This is a genomic window from Pigmentiphaga sp. GD03639, from assembly GCF_029845405.1.
Lineage (GTDB): Bacteria > Pseudomonadota > Gammaproteobacteria > Burkholderiales > Burkholderiaceae_B > Pigmentiphaga > Pigmentiphaga daeguensis.
On the sequence record NZ_JAOCLR010000011.1, the window covers coordinates 113683 to 134721 of the forward strand.

The 21039-nt window shown below is 68.7% G+C and carries 20 protein-coding genes; 9 read left to right on the plus strand and 11 right to left on the minus strand.

Translation table 11 applies throughout. The features are described 5' to 3' along the window. Positions 1-13: 13 nt before the first annotated feature. The 3 genes from gatB to gatC are packed head-to-tail and all read right to left on the minus strand — an operon-like array spanning position 14 to position 3332. Positions 14-1468, minus strand: coding sequence for an Asp-tRNA(Asn)/Glu-tRNA(Gln) amidotransferase subunit GatB (gene gatB, locus N5K27_RS14270; protein ID WP_087838799.1), 1455 nt, complete (start codon positions 1466-1468; stop codon positions 14-16). A 21-nt stretch (positions 1469-1489) separates the two neighbouring features. Further along, positions 1490-3019: an Asp-tRNA(Asn)/Glu-tRNA(Gln) amidotransferase subunit GatA gene (gene gatA / locus N5K27_RS14275; protein ID WP_279817207.1), complete on the minus strand. Its 1530-nt coding sequence runs from the start codon at positions 3017-3019 to the stop codon at positions 1490-1492. Between the two features lie 4 nt (positions 3020-3023). Further along, positions 3024-3332, minus strand: coding sequence for an Asp-tRNA(Asn)/Glu-tRNA(Gln) amidotransferase subunit GatC (gene gatC / locus N5K27_RS14280; protein WP_087838797.1), 309 nt, complete (start codon positions 3330-3332; stop codon positions 3024-3026). Between the two features lie 213 nt (positions 3333-3545). Between gatC and N5K27_RS14285 the strand changes: the two genes are divergently transcribed. The 5 genes from N5K27_RS14285 (at position 3546) to rodA (ending at position 9401) form a co-directional block, all read left to right on the plus strand. Continuing rightward, positions 3546-4589, plus strand: a complete 1044-nt coding sequence (locus N5K27_RS14285; RefSeq protein WP_087778192.1) for a rod shape-determining protein — start codon at positions 3546-3548, stop codon at positions 4587-4589. Between the two features lie 111 nt (positions 4590-4700). Continuing rightward, positions 4701-5636 (plus strand): rod shape-determining protein MreC, encoded by a 936-nt coding sequence (mreC, locus tag N5K27_RS14290; protein ID WP_087838796.1) that lies wholly within the window; start codon positions 4701-4703, stop codon positions 5634-5636. A gap of 100 nt (positions 5637-5736) precedes the next feature. Then, entirely contained in the window at positions 5737-6279 is a 543-nt protein-coding gene (gene mreD / locus N5K27_RS14295; RefSeq protein ID WP_338617095.1) for a rod shape-determining protein MreD, read from the plus strand. A 61-nt stretch (positions 6280-6340) separates the two neighbouring features. After that, entirely contained in the window at positions 6341-8242 is a 1902-nt protein-coding gene (mrdA, locus tag N5K27_RS14300) for a penicillin-binding protein 2 (protein ID WP_087838795.1), read from the plus strand. 73 nt (positions 8243-8315) lie between these two features. Further along, the gene (gene rodA / locus N5K27_RS14305) at positions 8316-9401 is read left to right on the plus strand and encodes a rod shape-determining protein RodA (RefSeq protein WP_279817253.1); all 1086 of its coding nucleotides are present in this window, start codon (positions 8316-8318) and stop codon (positions 9399-9401) included. A 10-nt stretch (positions 9402-9411) separates the two neighbouring features. Here rodA and N5K27_RS14310 read toward each other — a convergent pair whose 3' ends face one another. The 3 genes from N5K27_RS14310 to N5K27_RS14320 form a co-directional block, all read right to left on the minus strand. Further along, positions 9412-9741: an NIPSNAP family protein gene (locus N5K27_RS14310; RefSeq protein WP_132979733.1), complete on the minus strand. Its 330-nt coding sequence runs from the start codon at positions 9739-9741 to the stop codon at positions 9412-9414. Positions 9742-9763: 22 nt separating this feature from the next. After that, positions 9764-10711 carry a tripartite tricarboxylate transporter substrate binding protein gene (locus N5K27_RS14315; protein ID WP_279817211.1) on the minus strand — a complete coding sequence of 316 codons (948 nt, stop codon included), beginning with the start codon at positions 10709-10711 and terminating at the stop codon, positions 9764-9766. Between the two features lie 73 nt (positions 10712-10784). Further along, entirely contained in the window at positions 10785-11663 is an 879-nt protein-coding gene (locus N5K27_RS14320) for an SMP-30/gluconolactonase/LRE family protein (protein WP_087838790.1), read from the minus strand. A gap of 159 nt (positions 11664-11822) precedes the next feature. Between N5K27_RS14320 and N5K27_RS14325 the strand changes: the two genes are divergently transcribed. Next, positions 11823-12623 carry an IclR family transcriptional regulator C-terminal domain-containing protein gene (locus N5K27_RS14325; RefSeq protein WP_140416861.1) on the plus strand — a complete coding sequence of 267 codons (801 nt, stop codon included), beginning with the start codon at positions 11823-11825 and terminating at the stop codon, positions 12621-12623. A gap of 17 nt (positions 12624-12640) precedes the next feature. Here the strand turns inward: N5K27_RS14325 and N5K27_RS14330 are convergent, their stop codons facing one another. The 3 genes from N5K27_RS14330 to leuC are packed head-to-tail and all read right to left on the minus strand — an operon-like array spanning position 12641 to position 15698. Beyond that, positions 12641-13633, minus strand: coding sequence for a tripartite tricarboxylate transporter substrate binding protein (locus N5K27_RS14330; protein WP_176400726.1), 993 nt, complete (start codon positions 13631-13633; stop codon positions 12641-12643). After that, positions 13630-14271: a 3-isopropylmalate dehydratase small subunit gene (leuD, locus tag N5K27_RS14335; protein WP_087838787.1), complete on the minus strand. Its 642-nt coding sequence runs from the start codon at positions 14269-14271 to the stop codon at positions 13630-13632. The genes N5K27_RS14330 and leuD overlap by 4 nt, the downstream gene beginning before the upstream one ends. Beyond that, positions 14268-15698 (minus strand): 3-isopropylmalate dehydratase large subunit, encoded by a 1431-nt coding sequence (leuC, locus tag N5K27_RS14340; protein ID WP_087838786.1) that lies wholly within the window; start codon positions 15696-15698, stop codon positions 14268-14270. The genes leuD and leuC overlap by 4 nt, the downstream gene beginning before the upstream one ends. A gap of 64 nt (positions 15699-15762) precedes the next feature. Here leuC and N5K27_RS14345 point away from each other — a divergent pair, with 64 nt between their 5' ends. After that, entirely contained in the window at positions 15763-16548 is a 786-nt protein-coding gene (locus tag N5K27_RS14345) for a GntR family transcriptional regulator (protein ID WP_176400725.1), read from the plus strand. A 15-nt stretch (positions 16549-16563) separates the two neighbouring features. Here the strand turns inward: N5K27_RS14345 and mutY are convergent, their stop codons facing one another. Next, a complete protein-coding gene (mutY, locus tag N5K27_RS14350; protein WP_279817215.1) occupies positions 16564-17634 on the minus strand; it encodes an A/G-specific adenine glycosylase in 1071 nt (356 codons plus the stop codon). A 25-nt stretch (positions 17635-17659) separates the two neighbouring features. Then, positions 17660-18481, minus strand: a complete 822-nt coding sequence (gene mutM, locus N5K27_RS14355; protein ID WP_087838784.1) for a bifunctional DNA-formamidopyrimidine glycosylase/DNA-(apurinic or apyrimidinic site) lyase — start codon at positions 18479-18481, stop codon at positions 17660-17662. A gap of 169 nt (positions 18482-18650) precedes the next feature. On the opposite strand from mutM, the gene N5K27_RS14360 reads away from it, so the two are divergent. Beyond that, positions 18651-20441 (plus strand): tetratricopeptide repeat protein, encoded by a 1791-nt coding sequence (locus N5K27_RS14360; RefSeq protein WP_279817216.1) that lies wholly within the window; start codon positions 18651-18653, stop codon positions 20439-20441. A gap of 5 nt (positions 20442-20446) precedes the next feature. Beyond that, a complete protein-coding gene (locus N5K27_RS14365; protein WP_132979739.1) occupies positions 20447-21025 on the plus strand; it encodes an outer membrane lipoprotein LolB in 579 nt (192 codons plus the stop codon). Positions 21026-21039 lie beyond the last annotated feature (14 nt).

Genomic DNA, 21039 nt, shown 5'->3' on the forward strand with positions numbered 1-21039 from the left:
CGGAGGACGGGTCCTAGGCCAGCTTCTGTTTCAGCAGTTCGTTGACCTGCTGCGGGTTGGCCTTGCCCTTGGCGGCCTTCATCACCTGGCCGACCAGCGAGTTGAAGGCCTTTTCCTTGCCGGCGCGGTATTCGGCCACGATCGCGGGGTTGGCGGCCAGCACGTCGTCGATCATCTTGCCGATGGCGCCGGTATCGCTGATCTGCTTGAGGCCGCGCGCTTCGATGATGGCATCGGCGTCGCCGCCGTTCTCGCCCTGCCAGATGGCGGCGAACACGTCGCGGGCGATCTTGTTCGAGATCGTGCCGTCGGCGATGCGCGCCAGCAGCTTGCCCAGCTGGGCGCTGGAGACGGGGCTCCGGGCGATGTCCATTTCCTCGCGGTTCAGGGCGGCGGCCAGCTCGCCCATGATCCAGTTGGCGGCCAGCTTGGCCTGGCCGGCGGGCAGCGCCTTGGCGGTGGCCTCGAAGAAGTCGGCGGTATCGCGGCTGCCGGTGAGCTGGGCGGCGTCGTAGGCGGGCAGGCCGTAGTCGGCTTCGAAGCGGGCGCGCTTGGCGGCGGGCAGCTCGGGCATGTCGGCGCGCACGCGCTCGATCCAGTCCGGCGCGATGACCAGCGGCGGCAGGTCGGGATCCGGGAAATAGCGGTAGTCGTGCGCGTCTTCCTTGGACCGCATGCTGCGGGTCTCGTCGCGGTCGGGGTCGTACAGGCGGGTTTCCTGCACCACCTTGCCACCGTCCTCGATCAGTTCGATCTGGCGCCGCACTTCGTATTGGATGGCGCGTTCGAGGAAGCGGAACGAGTTGACGTTCTTGGTCTCGGTGCGGGTGCCGAATTCCTTCTGGCCCACGGGGCGCACGGACACGTTGGCGTCGATGCGGAACGAGCCTTCCTGCATGTTGCCGTCGCAGATGCCCAGCCAGACCACCAGCGCGTGCAGCGCCTTGGCGTAGGCCACGGCTTCCTCGGCAGAACGCATCTCGGGCTCGGACACGACTTCCAACAGCGGGGTGCCGGCGCGGTTCAGGTCGATGCCGGTGGACTTTTCGCCGTGGGGGCCGGCGAAGTCGTCGTGCAGCGACTTGCCCGCGTCTTCTTCCAGGTGGGCCCGGGTCAGGTTGATGGTCATTTCCCGCTCGCCCACGAAGAAGGTGAGCGAGCCGCCCTGCACGACCGGGATCTCGTACTGGCTGATCTGGTAGTTCTTGGGCAGGTCGGGATAGAAGTAGTTCTTGCGCGCGAAGATCGAGCGCGGCGCGATGTGCGAGCCCAGCGCCAGGCCCAGCTTGATGGCGCGTTCGACCGCGCCCCGGTTCATGACCGGCAGCGTGCCCGGCAGCGCCAGGTCCACGGCATTGGCTTGCATGTTGGCCGGGGCCCCGAAGCGGGTGCTGCTGCCCGAGAAGATCTTGGACGCCGTGGACAGTTGCACGTGCGTTTCGAGACCGATGACGACTTCCCAGTTCATACGTTCATTCCGCTTGAAGGATCACAGGCTGCCCGGGCGGCGATCATGCCAATCGGTGGCTTGTTGGAAGATGTCGGCGATGCCGAGCAACCGGCCCTCGTCGAAATAATTGCCGATGATCTGCAGGCCGACGGGGCGCTGGCCGTGCACCGGACCCAGGCCGAAGCCGCAGGGGATGGACACCCCGGGCAGGCCCGCCAGGTTCAGGCTGAGCGTGTAGATGTCGGCCAGGTACATGGCCACCGGATCGTCGGTCTTCTCGCCCAGGTTCCAGGCCACGGTGGGGGACACGGGGCCGACGATCACGTCGCACTGGTCCCGCAGCGCCTTCTGGAAATCGTCGGCCACCAGCCGGCGCACCTTCTGCGCCTGCAGGTAGTAGGCGTCGTAGTAGCCGTGCGACAGCACGTAGGTACCCGTCAGGATACGGCGCTGCACTTCCAGGCCGAAGCCCTCGGCGCGCGAGCGGCTGGTCATGTCGGCCAGGTCGCGGTATTGGGCCGCGCGGTGGCCGTAGCGCACGCCGTCGTAGCGCGAGAGGTTGCTCGAGGCCTCGGCCGGGGCGATGACGTAGTAGGCCGGGATGGACAGTTCCGTGCGCGGCAGCGAGATGTCCACCCGCCGGGCGCCCAGCGCCTCGAATTGCTGCAGCGCGGTCTCGATGGCCATGCGCACGTCGTCGGCCAGCCCGGCGCCGAAGAATTCGCGCGGGATGCCGATGCGCAGGCCGGCCAGCGGCTTGTCGCCCTGGGCCCGCGCCGCGAACGCGTCGAACGCCGCGCGCACGCGGCCGGGGGCGTTGGGCTCGGCGCCGCAGCGTTCCAGGCTGGTGGAGTCCCGTTCGTCGAAGCCGGTGATGGGGTCCAGCAGTTCCAGCAGGTCGCGCGCGTGGCGGGCGATTGGGCCGCCCTGGTCCAGGCTGGAGCCGTAGGCGATCATGCCGTAGCGGGACACGGTGCCGTAGGTGGGCTTGATGCCGCTGACGCCGCACAGCGAGGCCGGCTGCCGGATCGACCCGCCGGTGTCGGTGGCCGTGGCGCCCACGGCCAGGCCCGCGGCGACCGCGGCGGCCGAGCCGCCGGACGAACCGCCGGGCACGGCCGCGGTGTCCCAGGGGTTGAGGACCGGGCCGTAGGCCGAGTTCTCGTTGGACGAACCCATCGCGAACTCGTCGCAATTGAGCTTGCCCAGGGTGACCGCGCCCGCCGCGGCCAGTCGTTCGACCACGGTGGCGTCGAACGGGCTGACGTAGTCCTTCAGCATGGCGCTGGCCGCCGTGGTGCGCCAGCCGCGGGTGACGAAGACGTCCTTGTGGGCGATGGGGATGCCGGCCAGCGGACCGGCCTGGCCGTTCGCCAGCGCGGCGTCGGCGGCGCGGGCCTGGGCCAGCGTCAGTTCGGGGTCGACGTGCAGGAAGGCATTGAGTTCGTGGCGGGCGGCGATGGCCTCGAGCGCGCTTTGCGCCAGCTCGACGGCCGAGACGCGGCGCTCGTCCAGGGCCTTGCGCAGCTCGGTGATGCCGGAGAATTCGGTGTGCAGGGGTTGGGGCATGGGCTTACTCGATGACCTTGGGCACCAGGAACAGGCCGTCCTGGACGGCCGGGGCGTTGGCCAGCAGGGCGTCGCGCGATTCGGCGGTGGCCGGCTCGGTGGCGGCGTCCTCGCGCAGGCGCAGCGCCACGTCCTCGATGGCCGAGATGGGATGGGTGAGCGGTTCCACGCCCTGGGTGTCGACCGCCTGCAGTTGCTCGATCAGGCCGAAGATGCCGTTCAGGTCCTTCAGGACGCGGGCCTGGGTGTCGCCCGCAAGTTCGAGACGGGCCAGCCGCGCGATGCGCGTGACGTCGGTTTCGGTAAGCGCCATGACAGTGTGATGGAAAGGCTGCGAAACGGCGTCGGACGGGGCTTTGGCGCGCTTCGGGGCCGGGTGGGTCGTAGCACTGCTTCGAAGACCGCAGAATCGAGAATAATGCAGAACTTTGATGCAGTTTCAGGGTATTGAAGCAGGATTATAAGTTATCATTTCGCGTTTACCGGACCCGCCCACCCCGCATCCGTTCTTCATAAAAGATTCCCGATGTTCAGTTTCCTGCGCAGTTATTTTTCCAATGATCTGGCGATCGACCTTGGCACCGCCAACACGCTGATCTACGTCCGCAGCAAGGGCATCGTGCTGAACGAACCCTCGGTGGTGGCCATCCGCCAGGAAGGCGGGCCCAGCGGCAAGAAAACGATCCAGGCGGTGGGCAAGGAAGCCAAGCAGATGCTGGGCCGCGTGCCCGGCAACATCGAAGCCATCCGCCCCATGAAGGACGGCGTGATCGCCGACTTCACCGTGACCGAGCAGATGCTCAAGCAGTTCATCCGCATGGTCCACCCCAAGGGCCTGTTCGCCCCCAGCCCCCGCATCATCATCTGCGTTCCCTGCGGCTCCACGCAGGTCGAGCGCCGGGCGATCCGGGAATCGGCGCTGGGCGCCGGCGCCAGCCAGGTGTTCCTGATCGAGGAACCCATGGCCGCGGCCATCGGCGCCGGCCTGTCGGTTTCCGACGCCAGCGGCTCGATGGTGGTGGACATCGGCGGCGGCACCACCGAGGTCGCCGTGATCTCGCTGGGCGGCATGGTCTACAAGGGCTCGGTGCGCGTGGGCGGCGACAAGTTCGACGAGGCCATCGTCAACTACATCCGCCGCAACTACGGCATGCTGATCGGCGAACCCACGGCCGAACTCATCAAGAAGGCCATCGGATCGGCGTTCCCCGGCTCCGAGGTCAAGGAAATGGAAGTCAAGGGCCGCAACCTGTCCGAAGGCATCCCCCGCAGCTTCACCGTTTCCTCCAACGAAATCCTCGAGGCGCTGACCGATCCGCTGAACCAGATCGTCTCGGCCGTGAAGATCGCGCTGGAGCAGACCCCGCCCGAGCTCGGCGCCGACATCACCGAGAAGGGCATCATGCTGACTGGCGGCGGCGCGCTGCTGCGCGACCTGGACCGCCTGCTGCAGGAAGAAACCGGCCTACCCGTCATCGTGGCCGAGGATCCGCTGACCTGCGTGGTGCGCGGCTGCGGCCAGGCGCTCGAGCGCATGGACAAACTGGGCGCCATCTTCACGAACGAGTAATCTTTTCTCGTGGTTGTCATCGCGACGGGGCGAAGCGGCTGACAAGCGGTTCGCCCCGGTCTTTTTTCCTCGGGACCTGTCCCGGCATCGCCGGACGCTGGACATACTTCCATGCAATACAGTCCACCGTCGTTTTTCAAGCAAGGGCCGCCGGCCTTGGTCCGGCTGGCGTTCTTCGTGTTCCTGTCCCTGGTCATGCTGGTGGTCGATACCCGCATGCGGGCGCTCGATGCCTTGCGTGAAGCGGTCAGCGTCGTCCTGTATCCGTTCCAGCGCGTGATGCTGCTGCCTCGCGACGGCGTGCGCTACGTGGCCGATTTCTTCGAGGTCAACAGCAGCGTCCAGCAGGAAATCGAGCTGATGCGCCGCCAGCGCATCGAGATGGCGCAGTCCACCGCCCAGGCCGCGCAACTGGCTTCCGAGAACGCCCAGCTGCGCCGGTTGCTGGGCGCCAGCGAGCGCGTTCCGGCGCCCGCCGTCCTGGTGCAGGTGCTGTACGAGTCGCGCGACGCCTTCTCGCGCCGCCTCATCATCGACAAGGGCAGCCACTACGGCATCATCGCCGGCATGCCGGTCATCGACGACGGCGGCGTGGTGGGGCAGGTGGTGCGCACCTCGCCCATGACCTCCGAGGTCGCGCTGCTGACCGACCGGGTGCAGTCCATTCCCATCCAGGTGCTGCGCAACGGCCTGCGCGGCATCACCTCCGGCGGCGAGATCCCGGGCCGGCTGGGCCTGCGGTTCATGGCGTCCGACGCCGACATCCAGGTGGGCGACACCCTGGTCACGAGCGGGCTGGATGGCATCTATCCCGAGGGCCTGCCGGTGGCCACGGTCGAATCGGTCGAGCGCGACGCCAGTTCCGGCTTCGCGCGCATCCTGTGCAAGCCGGTGGCCGGCGTGGACCGCTACCGGCATTTCCTGGTGCTGCAGACCATCAAGCCGCAGGAACTTCCCGGCGCGCCGGGGGACGAATCCTCCAAAAGCGAACTGTCGGACAAGTCGTCCCCATCATCCATGGCGCCCCGCGCTACCCCCAGCCGATGAAAGCACACTTCCTCATCCAGGGCGCGGCGGATCCGGCTCCGCCGGTCCGCCAGTGCCGCCCCCTGGGGGGCGCGCGTCAGCGCGCAGGGGGGGGCTTCCGTTGAAAGCACCTTCCACGCTGCCACGTTCCCGGGTTCCGACCGAACACCTGCTCTTGCCGGTCGAACCCCGCTTCATCTGGCTCACGCTGTTCCTGGCCTGGCTGCTCAACCTGCTGCCCTGGGGCCAGGTGGGCGGCATCCCCGACGCGCTGGCGATCTGCCTGGTATTCTGGAGCGTCCACGAGCCCCGGCGCGTGGGCATGTTGACCGCCTTCGTCTTCGGCATCCTGATGGACGTGCACGGGTCGGCCCGCCTGGGCGAGCACGCGCTGTCCTACACCTTGATGGTCTATCTGGCGCTGCTGATGCACCGGCGGCTGTCGTGGTTCTCGCCCTGGCTGCAGGCCTTGCACGTGCTGCCGGTTTTTTTCGTCTCCGAACTCACGGTATTCTCTATCCGCGGCTGGCTCGACGGCACCTGGCCCGGCTGGTGGTGGGCGCTGAACAGCGTGATCTCGGCCCTGTTGTGGCCGCTGGCGGGCTGGATCCTGCAAGCCCCCCAGCGCAGGCCGGTGGACCCCGACGACACGAGGCCCATCTAAGCCAGGCCAGCCGGCACCACGCAACACCGTCCGGCCCGCAGGGGCCGGGTTTCCGCAGCACATGACCGAACTCAAGAATACCGAGCGCGAACTCCAGCATTTCCGCCTGCGCCTGCTGGTGGCGGTGGGGCTCGTTCTCGTCTGCTTCGGCCTGCTCGGATCCAGGTTCTGGTACCTGCAGGTCGCCAACCACGACGCCTATGCCGCCCGTGCCGAGCAGAACCGCATCTCGGTCGTGCCCATCACGCCCCATCGGGGCATCGTCGTGGACCGCAATGGCGCGCTTCTGGCCCGCAACTACTCGGCCTATACGCTGGAAATCACCCCGTCCAAGGCGGGCAAGCTGGACGAGACCATCGAGCAATTGGGCGAGGTGGTGCACATCGACGCCCGCGATCGCCGCCGTTTCCGCCAGTTGCTGGGCGAGTCGCGGCGGTTCGAGAGCCTGCCCATCCGCAGCCGCCTGACCGACGAGGAGGTCGCCCGCTTCGCCGCCCAGGCCTATCGTTTCCCGGGCGTGGAAATCCGCGCGCGGCTGCTGCGCAACTACCCCCAGGGCGAGACCGCGGCGCATGTGGTCGGCTACATAGGGCGGATTTCCCAGCGCGATATCGGCCGGTTGGAAGAAGATGGCACCATTTCCAACTATCGGGGAACGGATTACATAGGCAAGGAAGGCCTGGAAAAATCCTACGAGAGCGTGCTGCACGGGAAGACCGGGGTCGAGGAGGTCGAGGTGACCGCCTCGGGCCGCGCGGTGCGGACGCTTTCGCGCACGCCGCCGGTTTCGGGCAAGAACCTGATCCTGTCCATCGACATCGAGCTGCAGAAGATCGCCGAGGCGGCGTTCGGCAACCGGCGGGGCGCGCTGGTGGCGATCGAACCGTCCACGGGCGACATCCTGGCCTTCGTCTCCCGCCCGTCGTTCGATCCCAACCTGTTCGTCGACGGCATCGACGTGGACAACTGGAAGGCGCTGAACGAGTCGCCCGACCGCCCGCTGATCAACCGGCCGCTGTACGGCACCTATCCCATCGGCTCCACCTACAAGCCCTTCATGGCGCTGGCCGGACTGGAACTGGGCAAGCGGACCTTCACCGGGACCATGTACGACCCCGGTTATTTCGAATTCGGCGACCGGCGCTACCGCAACTCCGGGGAACGGGCCTACGGCACGATAGACATGCGCCGCGCGCTGGAGGTCTCGTCCGACACCTATTTCTATTCGCTGGCCGCCGACCTGGGCGTGGACGCCATCCACGACTTCATGAAGCCCTTCGGTTTCGGCCAGATCACCGGCATCGACCTGGGCGGCGAGAAGACCGGCATCCTGCCGTCCACCGCCTGGAAGCGGCGGGCCTATTCCAAGCCCGAGCAACAGCGCTGGTACGCGGGCGAAACCATCTCCATCGGCGTGGGCCAGGGCTACAACGCCTTTACGCTGCTGCAACTGGCCCAGGCCACCTCGGTGCTGGCCAACGACGGCGTCTACATGAAGCCCCACCTGGTGAAGTCCCTGCAGGACAGCGCCACCGGCGAACAGACCCTGACCGTCCCGCACGAGAGCTATCGCATCCCGCTCAAGCCCGAGAACGTCAGGATGATCAAGCAGGCCATGGCCTCGGTGACGCGCAGCGGCACCGCGGCCCGGGCCTTTGCCGGCGCGCCCTACGTCGCGGCGGGCAAGACCGGTACGGCGCAGGTCTACAGCCTGCGCACGGGGGAACGCTACAACGCCAACCGCATCGACGAGCGGTTGCGCGACCACGCCTTGTTCATGGCCTTCGCGCCGCTGGACCACCCGCGCATCGCGGTGGCCCTGATCGTCGAGAACGCCGGCTGGGGCGCCACGGTGGCCGCGCCGGTGGCGCGCCAGGTATTCGACTTCTGGCTGCTGGGCAAGCGCCCGGGCGGGCCCGTGCCCGACACGCCACCCCAACCTGTGGAGGCTTCCGGTGATTGATGGACCGGGCCTGTTCAACCGCCTGACCTGGCGCACCGTCTTGCTGCGCACGGTCGCGGTGTTCGACGCTCCCATGCTGCTGATCCTGATGGCCCTGGCCGGCATCGGACTGATGTCCATGTACTCGGCCGGAGGCGGCTTCGACGGCCGCTTCGCCGACCAGTTGCGCAACTACGGCATCGCGCTGCTGGCGATGTGGCTGCTGGCGCAGCTCTCGCCGCAGACGCTGATGCGGCTGGCCGTGCCGGTCTACTTGGTCGGGCTGGTCCTGCTGTTCGGCGTGGAATTCGCCGGCGAGACCAGCAAGGGCGCGACACGCTGGCTGAACCTGGGCTTCACCCGCATCCAGCCTTCCGAGGTGATGAAGATCGCCGTGCCGATGATGCTGGCCTGGTATTTCCACAAGCACCAGGGCACGCTGCGGGTACGCGACTTCATCGTGGCCGCCGTGCTGATGTTGACGCCGTTTTCGTTGATCGTGCTGCAACCCGACCTGGGCACCGCGCTGCTGGTGTTCGGCGCGGGGTTCTTCGTGCTGTTCTTCGCCGGCCTGTCGTTCCGCCTGCTGGTGCCGATCACCCTGGTCAGCGTGATCGGCCTGGGGACGCTGGTCACGCTGGAGGACACCCTGTGCGAGGACGGCCTGGACTGGGTGGTGCTGCACGACTACCAGAAACACCGTGTCTGCACCCTGCTCAACCCCGCTTCCGATCCGCTGGGCAAGGGCTTCCACACCATCCAGTCCGCCATCGCCGTCGGCTCGGGCGGCATGCTGGGCAAGGGCTACATGCAGGGAACCCAGACCCACCTCGATTTCATTCCCGAGCGCACCACCGACTTCATCTTCGCCGTCTTCGCCGAGGAGTTCGGCTTCGTCGGCAACCTGCTGCTGCTGTTCCTGTACCTGCTGCTGCTGATCCGCGGGTTGACCATCGCCGCGAATGCCCCGTCGGTCTTCTCGCGCCTGCTGGCGGGGGCGCTGACCATGGTGTTCTTCGTCTATGCCTTCGTGAACATGGGCATGGTCAGCGGCATCCTGCCCGTGGTGGGCGTGCCGCTGCCTTTCATGAGCTACGGCGGCACGGCGCTGCTGACGCTGGGGTGCGCCGCGGGCATCCTGATGGGGATACAGCGGCACCGGGCGCTGGTGCAGAGCTAGCGGCGCACCCCTAGTCCTCCGGCAACGCCGGCTGCGGCGAGAACGGCGCCACGTTCATGATCTTCACCTCCTGGGCGACGAACGACCCCCGGTTCATCTGCCTGAAGGCAGCCCATTCGGGGTCCGCCTCCAACCGCTCGCGGCGCCGTTCGCGCTCGGCCAGGCTGGCGTAGGCCCAGATGTGGACGACCTGGTTCAGCGGACCGATCTCGCTTACGTAGAAGCCGACCAGCCCGCCCAGGTGCCGCATCTGCACGGGCAGGCCGTGCGTGCGGTATCGCTGCAGGTAGTCGTCCATGGTGCCGTGCTTGAGCGTGTAGGTGCGGTGCTCGACGATCATGCGGTGGGTTCCTCTGTTTCCTCTAGGGCTGGACCTGGATGCCGGTCTTCTTCAGGAAGGGGATCCAGCGGTCGAAGTCGCTGGCCAGCTTGGCCTTGAATTGCTCCGTGTCCATGGGGCCGATCAACCCCATGCCGCCCAGCTTGTCCGATACCTCGGGCGAGCGCGCGACCTTCAGGATGGCCTGCTCCAGCTGCCGGCGCGTGGCCTCCGGGGTGCCGGCCGGCGCCAGGATGCCGTAGGCGTTGCTCATCTGCAGGTCGGGATAGCCCGCCTCGACCGAGGTCGGCACGTCGGGCAATTGCTTGGAACGCTGCGTGTCGAACAGCACCAGGCCGCGTACCTTGCCTTCGCGCACGTAGGGTGCGAGGATGGTCACGTCGGCGTTCAGCGCGTCGATCTGCCCGGCCAGCAGGTCGGCGATGGCGGGGGCCGCGCCGCGATACGGGACGTGCAGCATCTGCGAACCCGTGTAGACGTTCACCATCTCGCCGCCTATGTGCATGGTGGAGCCGACGCCGGACGAACCGTAGCTGATGCGCGCCCCGGACTTGGACTTGTCCACCAACTCGCGCAGCGTGCGCACGCCCAGGTCGGGGCGGGCGATCATCAGGGTCTGGACCTGGCCGATCAGCGCCACGGGTTCCAGGTCCTTGCGCGGGTCGTAGGGCAGTTGCGTCATCGTGCCCGCCGACATCACGTAGCCCGAGGTCGCCACCAGCAGCGTCCCGCCGTCCGCGGGCGACTTGGCGACATAGTTGGCGCCGACGACGCCGCCCGCGCCGCCGCGGTTCTCCACCACGACGGTCTTGCCCAGCGCCGCGGTGAGCCCCGGCGCGATGATGCGCGCGACCTGGTCCACCGGACCGCCGGCCGCGAAGGGCACCACCAGCTTGACGACATCGGCGGCGGGCGATGGGGCCGCGACGGCACACGACAACAGGAACAGCAAGGCTCGAACTCGTTGCATGAAGGTCTCCTCCATGGCGCTGCGCCATGGTCGTGGTCGACGCGGGGCGGATGTCGGAGCCGGGGTGCCGCGTTCAGCCCCGGAAGCGTGGTTCGGGCAGGCCGCCCACGCCCACGTCGAGCGCGAACAGTCCGCCGGCGAGCGGTTCCCTGGCCAGCTCGGGAATGCGTTGCGAATGGCTCGTGACGTACAAGGTGTCGAGCCGGTCGCCGCCGAAGGCGGGGCAGGTCGGATTGGTGACCGGCATCTGGATGACCCGGTCCACCTTGCCTTCGGGCGTGAGCCGCACCAGCTGCCCGGTGGCCACCATCGCGTTCCACAGGCAGCCGTCCACGTCCACTGTCGATCCGTCGGGGCGCCCTGCCTGGTGGGTCCAGTCCTTGAAGACGCGGCGATTGGAGATGACGCCGTCGTCCAGGTCGTAGTCGAAGGCCCAGATGACCTGCCGGTGCGTGTCGGCGAAGTACATCGTGCGGTCGTCGGGACTCCAGGCGATGGAGTTGGGCAGCACGACGTCGTCCAGCATGGCGTGGCAGCGGTGATCGGGGTCGAAGCGGTAGAGCCTGCCTTCCGGCGTGCGGCGGGTATCGGGCATGCTGCCCACCCAGAAGCGGCCGCGGCGGTCGCACTTGCCGTCGTTCAGGCGGTTGTCGGGCAGGTCGGGTTCCGGGTTCAGCAGGGGCTGGGGAGGTTCGCCGGTATCGGGGTCGTACAGGTACAGGCCGTGGCTGGTGGCCAGCAGGAAGCCGCCCGCCTCGCGCAGCGCGATGCTGCCCACCAGCAGTTCGGGCGCCAGCCGTTGCGCGCGATGCCGGCCGGTGGCGGGTTCGTACGATTGCAGGGCGGGCCGCCGCACGTCCACCCACCACAGGCGCTGGCTGCGGTCGCACCAGAGCGGGACTTCGCCCAGGATGTCGGCCCCTTGGACGACGCATTCGATCTTGCCGGCCACCGTTGTCTCCTTCGGTCTTGTGGGCCCCGCGATGCGGAGCGTTTTTTTCAGGTTATTCCGTAATTCAGGATTCGTCAAACATCCCATTATTTAGGATTGATAAGTTGGTGTTGCCATGACCGGTATAATCCGCGTCACCATTCCGCCCCCAAGCGCTCCGTGAACGCATCCGATAACGCCCGCCCGGCTTCCACGCTCGCCCGCGCTTTCGAAGTGCTGGAACTGCTGTCCGTCGAGCATCCGCTGCTGCGCGTCGAGGACGTCATGTCGAGGCTGGGCCATACCCGCTCCACGGCCTACCGGTACGTGAAGGAACTGTGCGACGCCGGCGTGCTGGCGCCGTCCTCGGGCGGCATGTATGCGCTGGGGCCCCGCATCATCGAACTCGAACGCATGCTGGTGCTGACCGATCCGCTGTACCTGGCGGGCCGCAAGGTGCTGCCGGCCGTACGCGAGCCGGGCAGCGTGCTGCTGCTGCACAACCTGTATCGCGACAAGGTGTTGTGCATCTACAAGGAAGGGCCCGATACGCTCGAATACCGTGGCGAGACCATCGCCGTGCGGCGCTCGCGGGGTACGCCGTTCCCGTTGTTCCGGGGCGCGGCCTCGTTGGCGATGCTGGCGTTCTTCACGCCGCATCGCATCCGGCAGGCCTATCTGCGTAGCGCCGACGAGATCGCTCAGGCGGGTCTGGGGCGCAGCTGGGAGGAATTCCGCGGGGCCCTGGCCGCGATCCGGCGCAGCGGCTACGCCACCAGCCGCAGCCAGATCACGCCCAACCTGGCCGGCGTGGCGGTGCCGATCTTCCTGCCGGGGGAAAGGAAGGTGATAGGCAGCCTGGCGCGCGCGTTCCCCGCCGAACTGCTCACGCCCGAGATGGAGCGGGCCTGCCTGGGCCGTTTGTCCGAGGCGGCCGCGCTGATCGCCCGGGAGTTCGTCCAGGCGGGGCACGGCGCCTAGGCGCCGCCTCCTGCCCCTCAGTCCGTCAGCTTGATCCCGGCGCTCTTGGCCACGCTGCGGGTGCTGTCGATTTCCTGGCGGATGAAGGCGTCGAACTGCGCCGGCGTGGATGCCACCACGTCGGTGCCCCAGGCATTCATCTGCTGCACGACGTCCGGCCGCTTGATGGTCGCGATCAGGTCGGCGGACAGTTTCTGCGCGACGTCGGCGGACAGGCCGGCCGGCGCCACGAAACCGAAGATGCTTTCGTACGCGTAGCCCGGCACGCTTTCCCCTATGGTCGGGAAGTCCGGGTGCGCGGAGCTGCGCTGGCCGTTGGCGATGGCCAGCAGTTTCAGCCTGCCCGACTGGATGTGGGGCAGCGCCGACTCCAGGATGACAAAGCCCAGCTTGACCCGCCCCGGCAGCAGGTCGTTGTAGGCCGGCGCGCTGCCGTTGTAGGGCACGTGGGGCATGTCCAGGCCGGCCTTCACCTTCAGCAGTTCCCCGGCGACGTGGGTGGCCGTGCCTATGCCCAGCGAAGCGTATTCCAGGCGCCCCGGTTCGGCGCGCACGAGCTTGATCAGTCCCGGCACGTCGCTGGCGGGCAGCGATGGATGGGCCACGAGCGCGATCACCGCCGATCCCAGCTGCGTGAGCGGCGTGAAGTCCTTCAGCGTGTCGTAGGGCAGCGTGCTGCGCAGCGCGGGATTGATGGTGTGCGAGCTGATGACCAGTCCGAACGTATAGCCGTCGGGAGCGGCACGCGCGATGGCCTGGGTGCCGATGATGGCGCCCGCGCCGGCGCGGTTCTCCACCACGACGCTCTGGCCCCAGCGTTCGCCCAGCTTCATCGCGATCAGCCGCGCCATGCCGTCGGTGGCGCCGCCCGGCGGCATGGGCACGATCATCCTGACGGGCTTTTGGGGATAGGTGGCCTGTGCGCGCAGCGCGGGCGACAGCGCCAGGGTGGCCGTCGCGGCCAGCCACTGGCGGCGACGGATGTCCGGCGAGCAGGACGGGGTCGTCATGTCGATTCCTTGGGCGTGGAGGGAAGGTGATGTATCCATGGCCGGCGCAACGCGTCGTGCCGCTGGAAGTCGTCGATGAGGTGTTTGCGCTTCAAGGTCTGCGCGATCGGATCGAGCCCTTCGAGCAGGGCCTCGCGGCGCAGGGCCTGGATGTCGAAACCGATGCGCGCGCCGTCGGCGCCGGCCACGAAGCATTGCCGCAGGTCCACGGTCATGGGGACGCCGGGGTGGCTGCGCGCCTGCGCCGCCAGCGACTCGACGTCGGCGCGTGGCAGACGCACGGGAAGCAGGCCGTTCTGGAAGCAGTTGCCATAGAAGATGTCGCCGAAGCTGGGCGCGATGACGCAGCGCACGCCCAGCGCCAGCAGCGCCCAGACCGCGCCTTCGCGCGAACTGCCGCAGCCGAAGTTGGCGCCGGCCAGCAGGATGCGCGCCTGCCGGGTGGCCAGCTGGTTGAAGACGAAATCGGGATCTTCCGTGCCGTCCGGGCGATAGCGCAGGGACTCGAAGCAATAGGGTCCCAGCTCGCCGCGCGGGACGCCGTTGAACAGGGGTTCGACCCGGATGATCAGGTCGGTGTCGATGTTGTCGCGCAGCAGCGGGGCGGCCACGGATTCCAGGCGGGTGAAGGGCGTCATGCCGGGGTTGCCTTGAAGTCGCGGACATCGCAGATCGCTCCGGCGACGGCCGCCGCCGCGGCCATGGCCGGGCTGGTCAGGTGGGTGCGCGCGCCCGGGCCCTGGCGGCCCACGAAGTTGCGGTTCGATGTCGAGACGACGCGCTCGCCGCGCGCCGCCAGGTCGCCGTTGGCGGCCAGGCACATGGAACAGCCGGGGTCGCGCCATTGGAAGCCGGCGGCGAGGAATATCCCGTCCAGGCCCTCGGCCTCGGCGGCCTGCTTGATGTGTTCGGATCCGGGCACGACCCAGGCCTGGACGCGCGCGGCCACCTTGCGGCCCCGGACGACGGCGGCGGCGCTGCGCAGGTCCGACAGGCGGGCGTTGGTGCAGGAGCCGATGAAGACCCGGTCGACGGGCGTGCCGGCGATCCGCTGGCCCGGGTTCAGTCCCATGTAGTCGAGCGCGGCCTGTACCGATAGCCGGCGCTGGGGGTCGTCGATGCCGGCGGGGTCGGGCACGACGCCGTCGATCGCCACCACCTGCTCGGGGCTGGTGCCCCAGGTGACCTGGGGCGCGATGCCGGCCGTGTCGATCAGCACCTCGCGGTCGAAGCACGCGTCGGCATCGGAGCGCAGCGTGCGCCAATAGGCGACCGCCACGTCCCAGTCCTGCCCGGCGGGCGCGTAGGGCCTGCCGCGCAGATAGGCGTAGGTCTTTTCGTCGGGGGCGACCATGCCTATCTTCGCGCCCAGTTCGACCGAGAGATTGCACAGCGTCAGGCGGGCTTCCACGTCCAGCGCGGTCACGGCATCGCCCGCGTATTCGATGGCATGGCCGGTCCCGCCCGCCGTGCCGACGACGCCGGCGGCGTGCAGAATCATGTCCTTGGCCGAGACGCCCTGCGCAAGCCTGCCGACGAAGCGTATCCGCATGTTCCTCGGCTTGGCCTGGACCAGGGTCTGGGTGACGGCGATGTGCACGAATTCGCTGGCGCCGATGCCGAAGCCCAGCGCGCCCAGCCCGCCATGGGTGCAGGTATGGCTGTCGGCGCACACTACCAGGGCTCCCGGCAGCGTCAAGCCCTGTTCGGGGCCCATGACGTGGACGATACCCTGCGAGCCGCTGCCCACGTCGAACACCCGGATGCCGCGCGCTTGCGCTTCGCGGCGCAGGTCGCCCAGCAGCCGGACGCCCTGTGGGGTGGGACTGGCGCGTCCCGGCAGGGTAGAGACGGAATGGTCGGGAGAGGCGAAGGCCAGTTCCGGATTCCGCATTTCCAGGCCGCGCTGGCGCATGTCCACCAGGGCCTTGCTGCCCGCGTCCGTGATCAGGTGGCGATCGACATGCAGCAGCGCGAAACCGTCACCCAGATCGGCGACCACGTGATCGTCCCAGATCTTGTCGAAGAGCGTACGTGGAGTCGGCACTTCTCTTTTCCTCGCCATTGGGGTGAAATCGTATAATCATTATGACAACATAACAAATTTCATGCAAAGCGGGGCGCATGTGATGGACATGCCACAATGGTGCTTCCACGGCATGACCTCGTGGCCCGCCCATCTCATGCAGAAACTCAGCCGAAGCCTAGGAACGCCCCTCCATCACCAGATCTCCGCCGTCATCAAGGACGGCATCGCGAACGGCCGCTACCAGCCTGGCGAGCGGCTGCCGACCGAGGACGCGCTGTGCAGGCTCTTTTCCGTCTCGCGCATCACGGTGCGCAGGGCGATGCAGGGACTGGAGGAGCAGGGGCTGATCGAGCGGCGCCAGGGCGACGGCACCTTCGTGGCCGAGTCGGCGGCGGTGGTGTCCTTGCAGACGCCGCTGTCGGGCTTCATGGCGCAGGTCGCGGAAAGTCGCGCGCTCAGCACTCCCCGGCTGCTGTCCTTCGAGGAGGTGGAGGCGCCGCTCCAGGTGCTGACCGGCTTGATGCTGCCGCCCGGAGAACGGGTGATGAAGCTCGTGCGCCTGCGCACGCGGGGCAGCCTGCCCATCCTGCACAGCACGGCCTGGCTGCCGGCGGACATCGCGGCACGCCTCCAGCCCGAGGATTTCTCCCGGCATGCATTGAGCGAGTTGATGGCGCGGGCCGGTTTCCCCTACTTCAGGATAGAGGCGGCCGCGGGAGCGGCGCTGGCCGATCCGGTTCTGGCGCGCGACCTGCAGGTGCCCATCGGGTCGGCGCTGGTGGACGTGCGGCGCGTGGCGTTCGACCAGCATGGCCGGGCCATCGAATACCAGCATGTCCTCGGCCCGTCCGACCGTTATCAGATGCGCGTGACGATGCGCAGCTAGGGGCTGTTCCCGACCTCAGGGCCGGAACAGGTCGTTGTGGCCGAACAGTCCGCCCAGCAGTTTCTTCACCGGCGCGGGCAGCGCCGCGTCGGCCAGTTCCGCGGACGGCAGCCAGACTTGCGGATGGTCTCCTTCGCGCAGGTCCAGCGAGCCCGCCTGTACGTGCCAGGGCTCGATGTGCAGCTTGAAGTGGGTGAAGGTGTGCGAGAACACCGGCAGCCGTATGGTCTCGGCCGGCGCCACGCCCAGGACGCGGCAAGCTTGCGCGGGATCCCCGTCGGCGAATTCCGGCAGGCTCCACAGGCCGCCCCAGATGCCGGGCGAGGGCCGGCGCTGCAACAGGATCTCGCCCGCTTTCTCTATCACCAGCATGCCGGTATGCCGCTCGGGCACGGCCTTGCGCTCGCGCGGCGTGGGCAGTTCGTGCTGCCTGGCCTCGCGCAGCGCGACACAGGACTCGCGCACGGGGCAGCGACCACAGTCCGGGTCGCCGCGTGTGCACAGCGTGGCGCCCAGGTCCATCAGCCCTTGCGTATAGCGCCGCATTTCATCGGCCGCGTCGGGGCCGTCGGCCGGCACCTCGGCATGGGCGATGGCCCACATGCGCTGTTCCACCGCACGCTTGGTGGGATCGCCCTCGATGCCGAAGTGGCGCGCGAAGACGCGCTTGACGTTGCCGTCCAGGATGGGGCTGCGCTCGCCATAGGCGAACGCCGCGATCGCCGCCGCCGTCGAGCGGCCGATGCCGGGCAGCGTCTCGATGTCCGCCGCCGTGGGAGGGAAGCGCCCGCCCCAGTCCGATACCACCTGCCGCGCACAGGCGTGCAGGTTTCGCGCCCGCGTGTAATAGCCCAGCCCCGCCCACAAGGCCATGACCTCGCCTTCGTCGGCGGCGGCCAGGTCGGCCACCGTGGGGAACTTCGCCAGGAAGCGTTCGTAGTACGGGATCACCGTCGCGACCTGGGTCTGCTGCAGCATGATCTCCGACAGCCAGATGCGATAGGGGTCCTGCGTGTTCTGCCAGGGCAGCGTATGCCGTCCGTTCTCGCGCTGCCACTGCGCCACGCGCCGGGAAAAAGCAATCATGTCATGTGTTCCATAGGGGAGCCCGCTACCGCTGGCATTTCGGGCAGTAATAGGTTGCTCGTTGTCCTTGCACCAGCCTGCGGATCGGCGTCTCGCACACCCGGCAGGGCTGGCCCGCCCGGTCGTAGACCCGCGCGTCGATCTGGAAATAGCCCGATTCGCCGCCCGCGCCCACGTAGTCGCGCAGCGAGCTGCCGCCGGCGCGGATGGCGTCGTCCAGCGTAGCGCGCACCGCGGCGGCCAGTTTCTCGTAGCGGGCGGCCGAGATGCGCCCGGCGGCGGTGCGCGGATGGATGCCGGCGCGGAACAGGCTTTCCGACGCGTAGATGTTGCCCACCCCGACGACGATGTCGCCCATCAGCAGCGCCTGCTTGATGGGCGCGCTGCGGCGGCGGGTATGGCGGAACAGCCAGCCGCCGTCGAAGCGGTCATCGAAGGGCTCGATGCCCAGGCTGGCCAGCAGGGGATGGCTTTCCACCGGCCCGGCCGCCGCGTCGTGCCACAGCACCGCGCCGAAGCGCCGGGGATCGTGCAGGCGCAGGACCGCCTGGTCGAAGACCCAGTCGACGTGGTCGTGCTTGCGCGGCTCCTCGTCCGGATGCACGTGGCGCAGCGAGCCGGACATGCCCAGGTGGACGATCAGCCAGCCATGCTCGAATTGCATCAAAAGGTATTTGCCGCGCCGGCCCGTGGCCAGGACGCGGCGCCCCTCGACCAGGGCGGCGAGACCGGCGGGCACGGGCCATCGCAGCCGGGGCTCGCGCACGATCAGGCGGCGCAGTTCGCGTCCTTCCACCGTGGGCGCGATGCCCCGGCGGGTGGTTTCTACTTCGGGAAGTTCGGGCATGGCGTTTGCTGCTTGCGCGCGATGAACTGTTGGCGCGGCCGGCAGTCCGATGAGTAAGGCATGGGGTCCAGCATATCGGCGCCCCGCCGCCACCGGCCGTTGGGTGGTAAGCGCAGTGCTAACATCAACGAATATGGACGGCGTCGGCGATACGCCAAGGAATTGTGCCATGTTGTTTAACGCTCATCGTTTGAAGCTGGCGGCCGCAGGGGTCGGGCTGGCGACGGCCGTATCGGCCGTGTCCGCCCAGGACGCGCGCCCGGCATCCGACGAGTTGCTGGTTCCGGGCCTCAGTCTGTCCCCCATGGGGCGCGCCATCGGGCCCAGGGCACTCCCCAACGTCGACCTGACGGCCGAGATCCTGTTCCAGGTGCTCGCCTCGGAAGTGGCCGCCCAGCGCGGCGCCTTCGGGCCCGCCACCAGCACGACGCTGGACCTGGCCGAGAAAACACGCGATCCGCGCCTGGCGCGCCGCGCGGTCGAGTTCGCGCTGGCCGGCGGCGACCTGGTGCGCGCGCTCGACGCCGCCCAGGCCTGGGCCGAACTGGACCCGGCCGACGTCGAGGCGCGGCAGACCGCGCTGTCGCTGGCTGCCGCGGCGGGACGGGTCGAAGGCATGGGCTCGGCGCTGCGGGCCCGCATCGCGGCCGCTCCCGACAAGTCCGTGGCCATCGTCGATGCCCGCCGCGTCGTCGCCCGCCTGGATGACAAGCGCAAGGCGCTGTCCATCCTGGAAGAGGCGCTGACCGATGTGCGCAACCTGCCCGAGGCGCACCTGGCCCTGTCGCGCGTCGCCGCGACGGCGGGCGACAAGGCGCGCGCGCTGCAGGAGGCGCGCGCGGCGCTCGACGCCCAGCCCGATTCCGAGGCGGCCGCCATGCTGGCCTTGCAGATGGGCGTGGAAACCGAGCCCGACCAGTCCGTGGCGCGGGCGCGAGCCTTCATCGCCACGCATGCGGAATCGCGCAACCTGCGCGTATTGCTGGCGCGTGCGCTGGCCTCGCTGAAGGACTACGACGGCGCGCGCGACGAATTGCAGGCCCTGGCGCGCGCCAATCCCGAGGACTTCGAGATCCTCTACATGCAGGGCGTGCTGGCCTACCAGTCGCAGCGCCCATCGGATGCCGACGGCTATCTCAAGCAGTACCTGGACGTGCACGAGCAGCGCACGGCCAAGGGCGCCGCGCAGCTGCCCGAGGCGGACAACGCGCTGTTCCTGCGCGTGCAGATCGCCGAGGACCAGCAACGCTACGACGACGCCTTCGACCTGCTGGCCAAGGTCGACGACCCCGACGCCGCCCTGCCGGCGCGCCTGCGCCAGGCCGTCCTGCGCGGCAAGCAGGGCCGCGTGGACGAGGCCCGCCGCATCCTGGGCCTGATCGACCCGCGCGACGTGCGCGAGGGCAGCCAGGTGGCCCTGACCGAGGCGCAGATCCTGCGCAATGCCGGCGACCGCGACGAGGCGGTCAAGGTGCTCGAGGCGGCCAACCAGCGCTATCCCGACGCGCCTGACCTGATGTACGACCTGGCCATGCTGTACGAGCAGCAGAACCGGATCGACGACATGGAAAGCCGGCTGCGCCGGATCATCGCGATCAAGCCCGACCATGCCCATGCGTACAACGCCCTGGGCTATTCGCTGGCCGACCGCAACGTCAGGCTGCCCGAGGCCAAGCGGCTGATCGAGCGGGCCATGAACCTGGCCCCCGACGATCCCTTCATCATCGACAGCATGGGCTGGGTGCACTATCGCATGGGCGACAACGCCAAGGCGCTGTCCTACCTCGAGCGCGCCTACGAGATCCGGCCCGACGCCGAGATCGCCGTGCACCTGGGCGAGGTCCTGTGGGCCTCGGGCCAGCAGGACCGCGCGCGCCGGCTGTGGCGCGAGGTCCAGTCCAAGGATCCGTCCAACGCGGCATTGCGGGGCACCCTGGCGCGCCTCGACGTGACGCTGTGACCGGCATGCGGCGCCTGTCCCGCGCGGCCGCCGCGGGCGCAATGGCCGCGATCCTGGCGGCCTGTGCCGTGCCGGTTCCCATCCCCGCGCCCCAGGGCGCGGACGAGAGCCGCTCGTTGTCGCGGGTCGGCCGGTTCGCGCTGCGGATCGAGGAAGCCGGCGGCAAGCAGAACGCGGTGCAGGGCAGCTTCGCCTGGCGCGACGACGGCAGCCGCCTGGCGCTCGATCTCGTCTCGCCGCTGGGCGCGACCCTGGCGCGCGTCGAGGCCGTGCCGGGCGAAGCGCTGCTGCGGGAATCCAGCGGCAAGGAAACGCGCGCCGCCGATCCCGACGAACTGGTGGCGGTCGTGCTGGGCAGCGACATCCCCGTGTCCGGCCTGCGCGATTGGCTGCGCGGCCGCCTGGCGGCGCGGCCGCCCGCCGAGGTGGCCGAGCGCGACGAGCAGGGCCGTCCGCTGGTGTTCGACCAGGCGGGCTGGCGCGTGACCGCCCGGCAGTACGACGCGCTGGGTCCCACGCGGCTGCAGATGGCGCGCAACGAGGGCGGGCAGGACGTGGACCTGCGCCTGGTCATCAATCCCTAGGGTCCGCAAGGCCC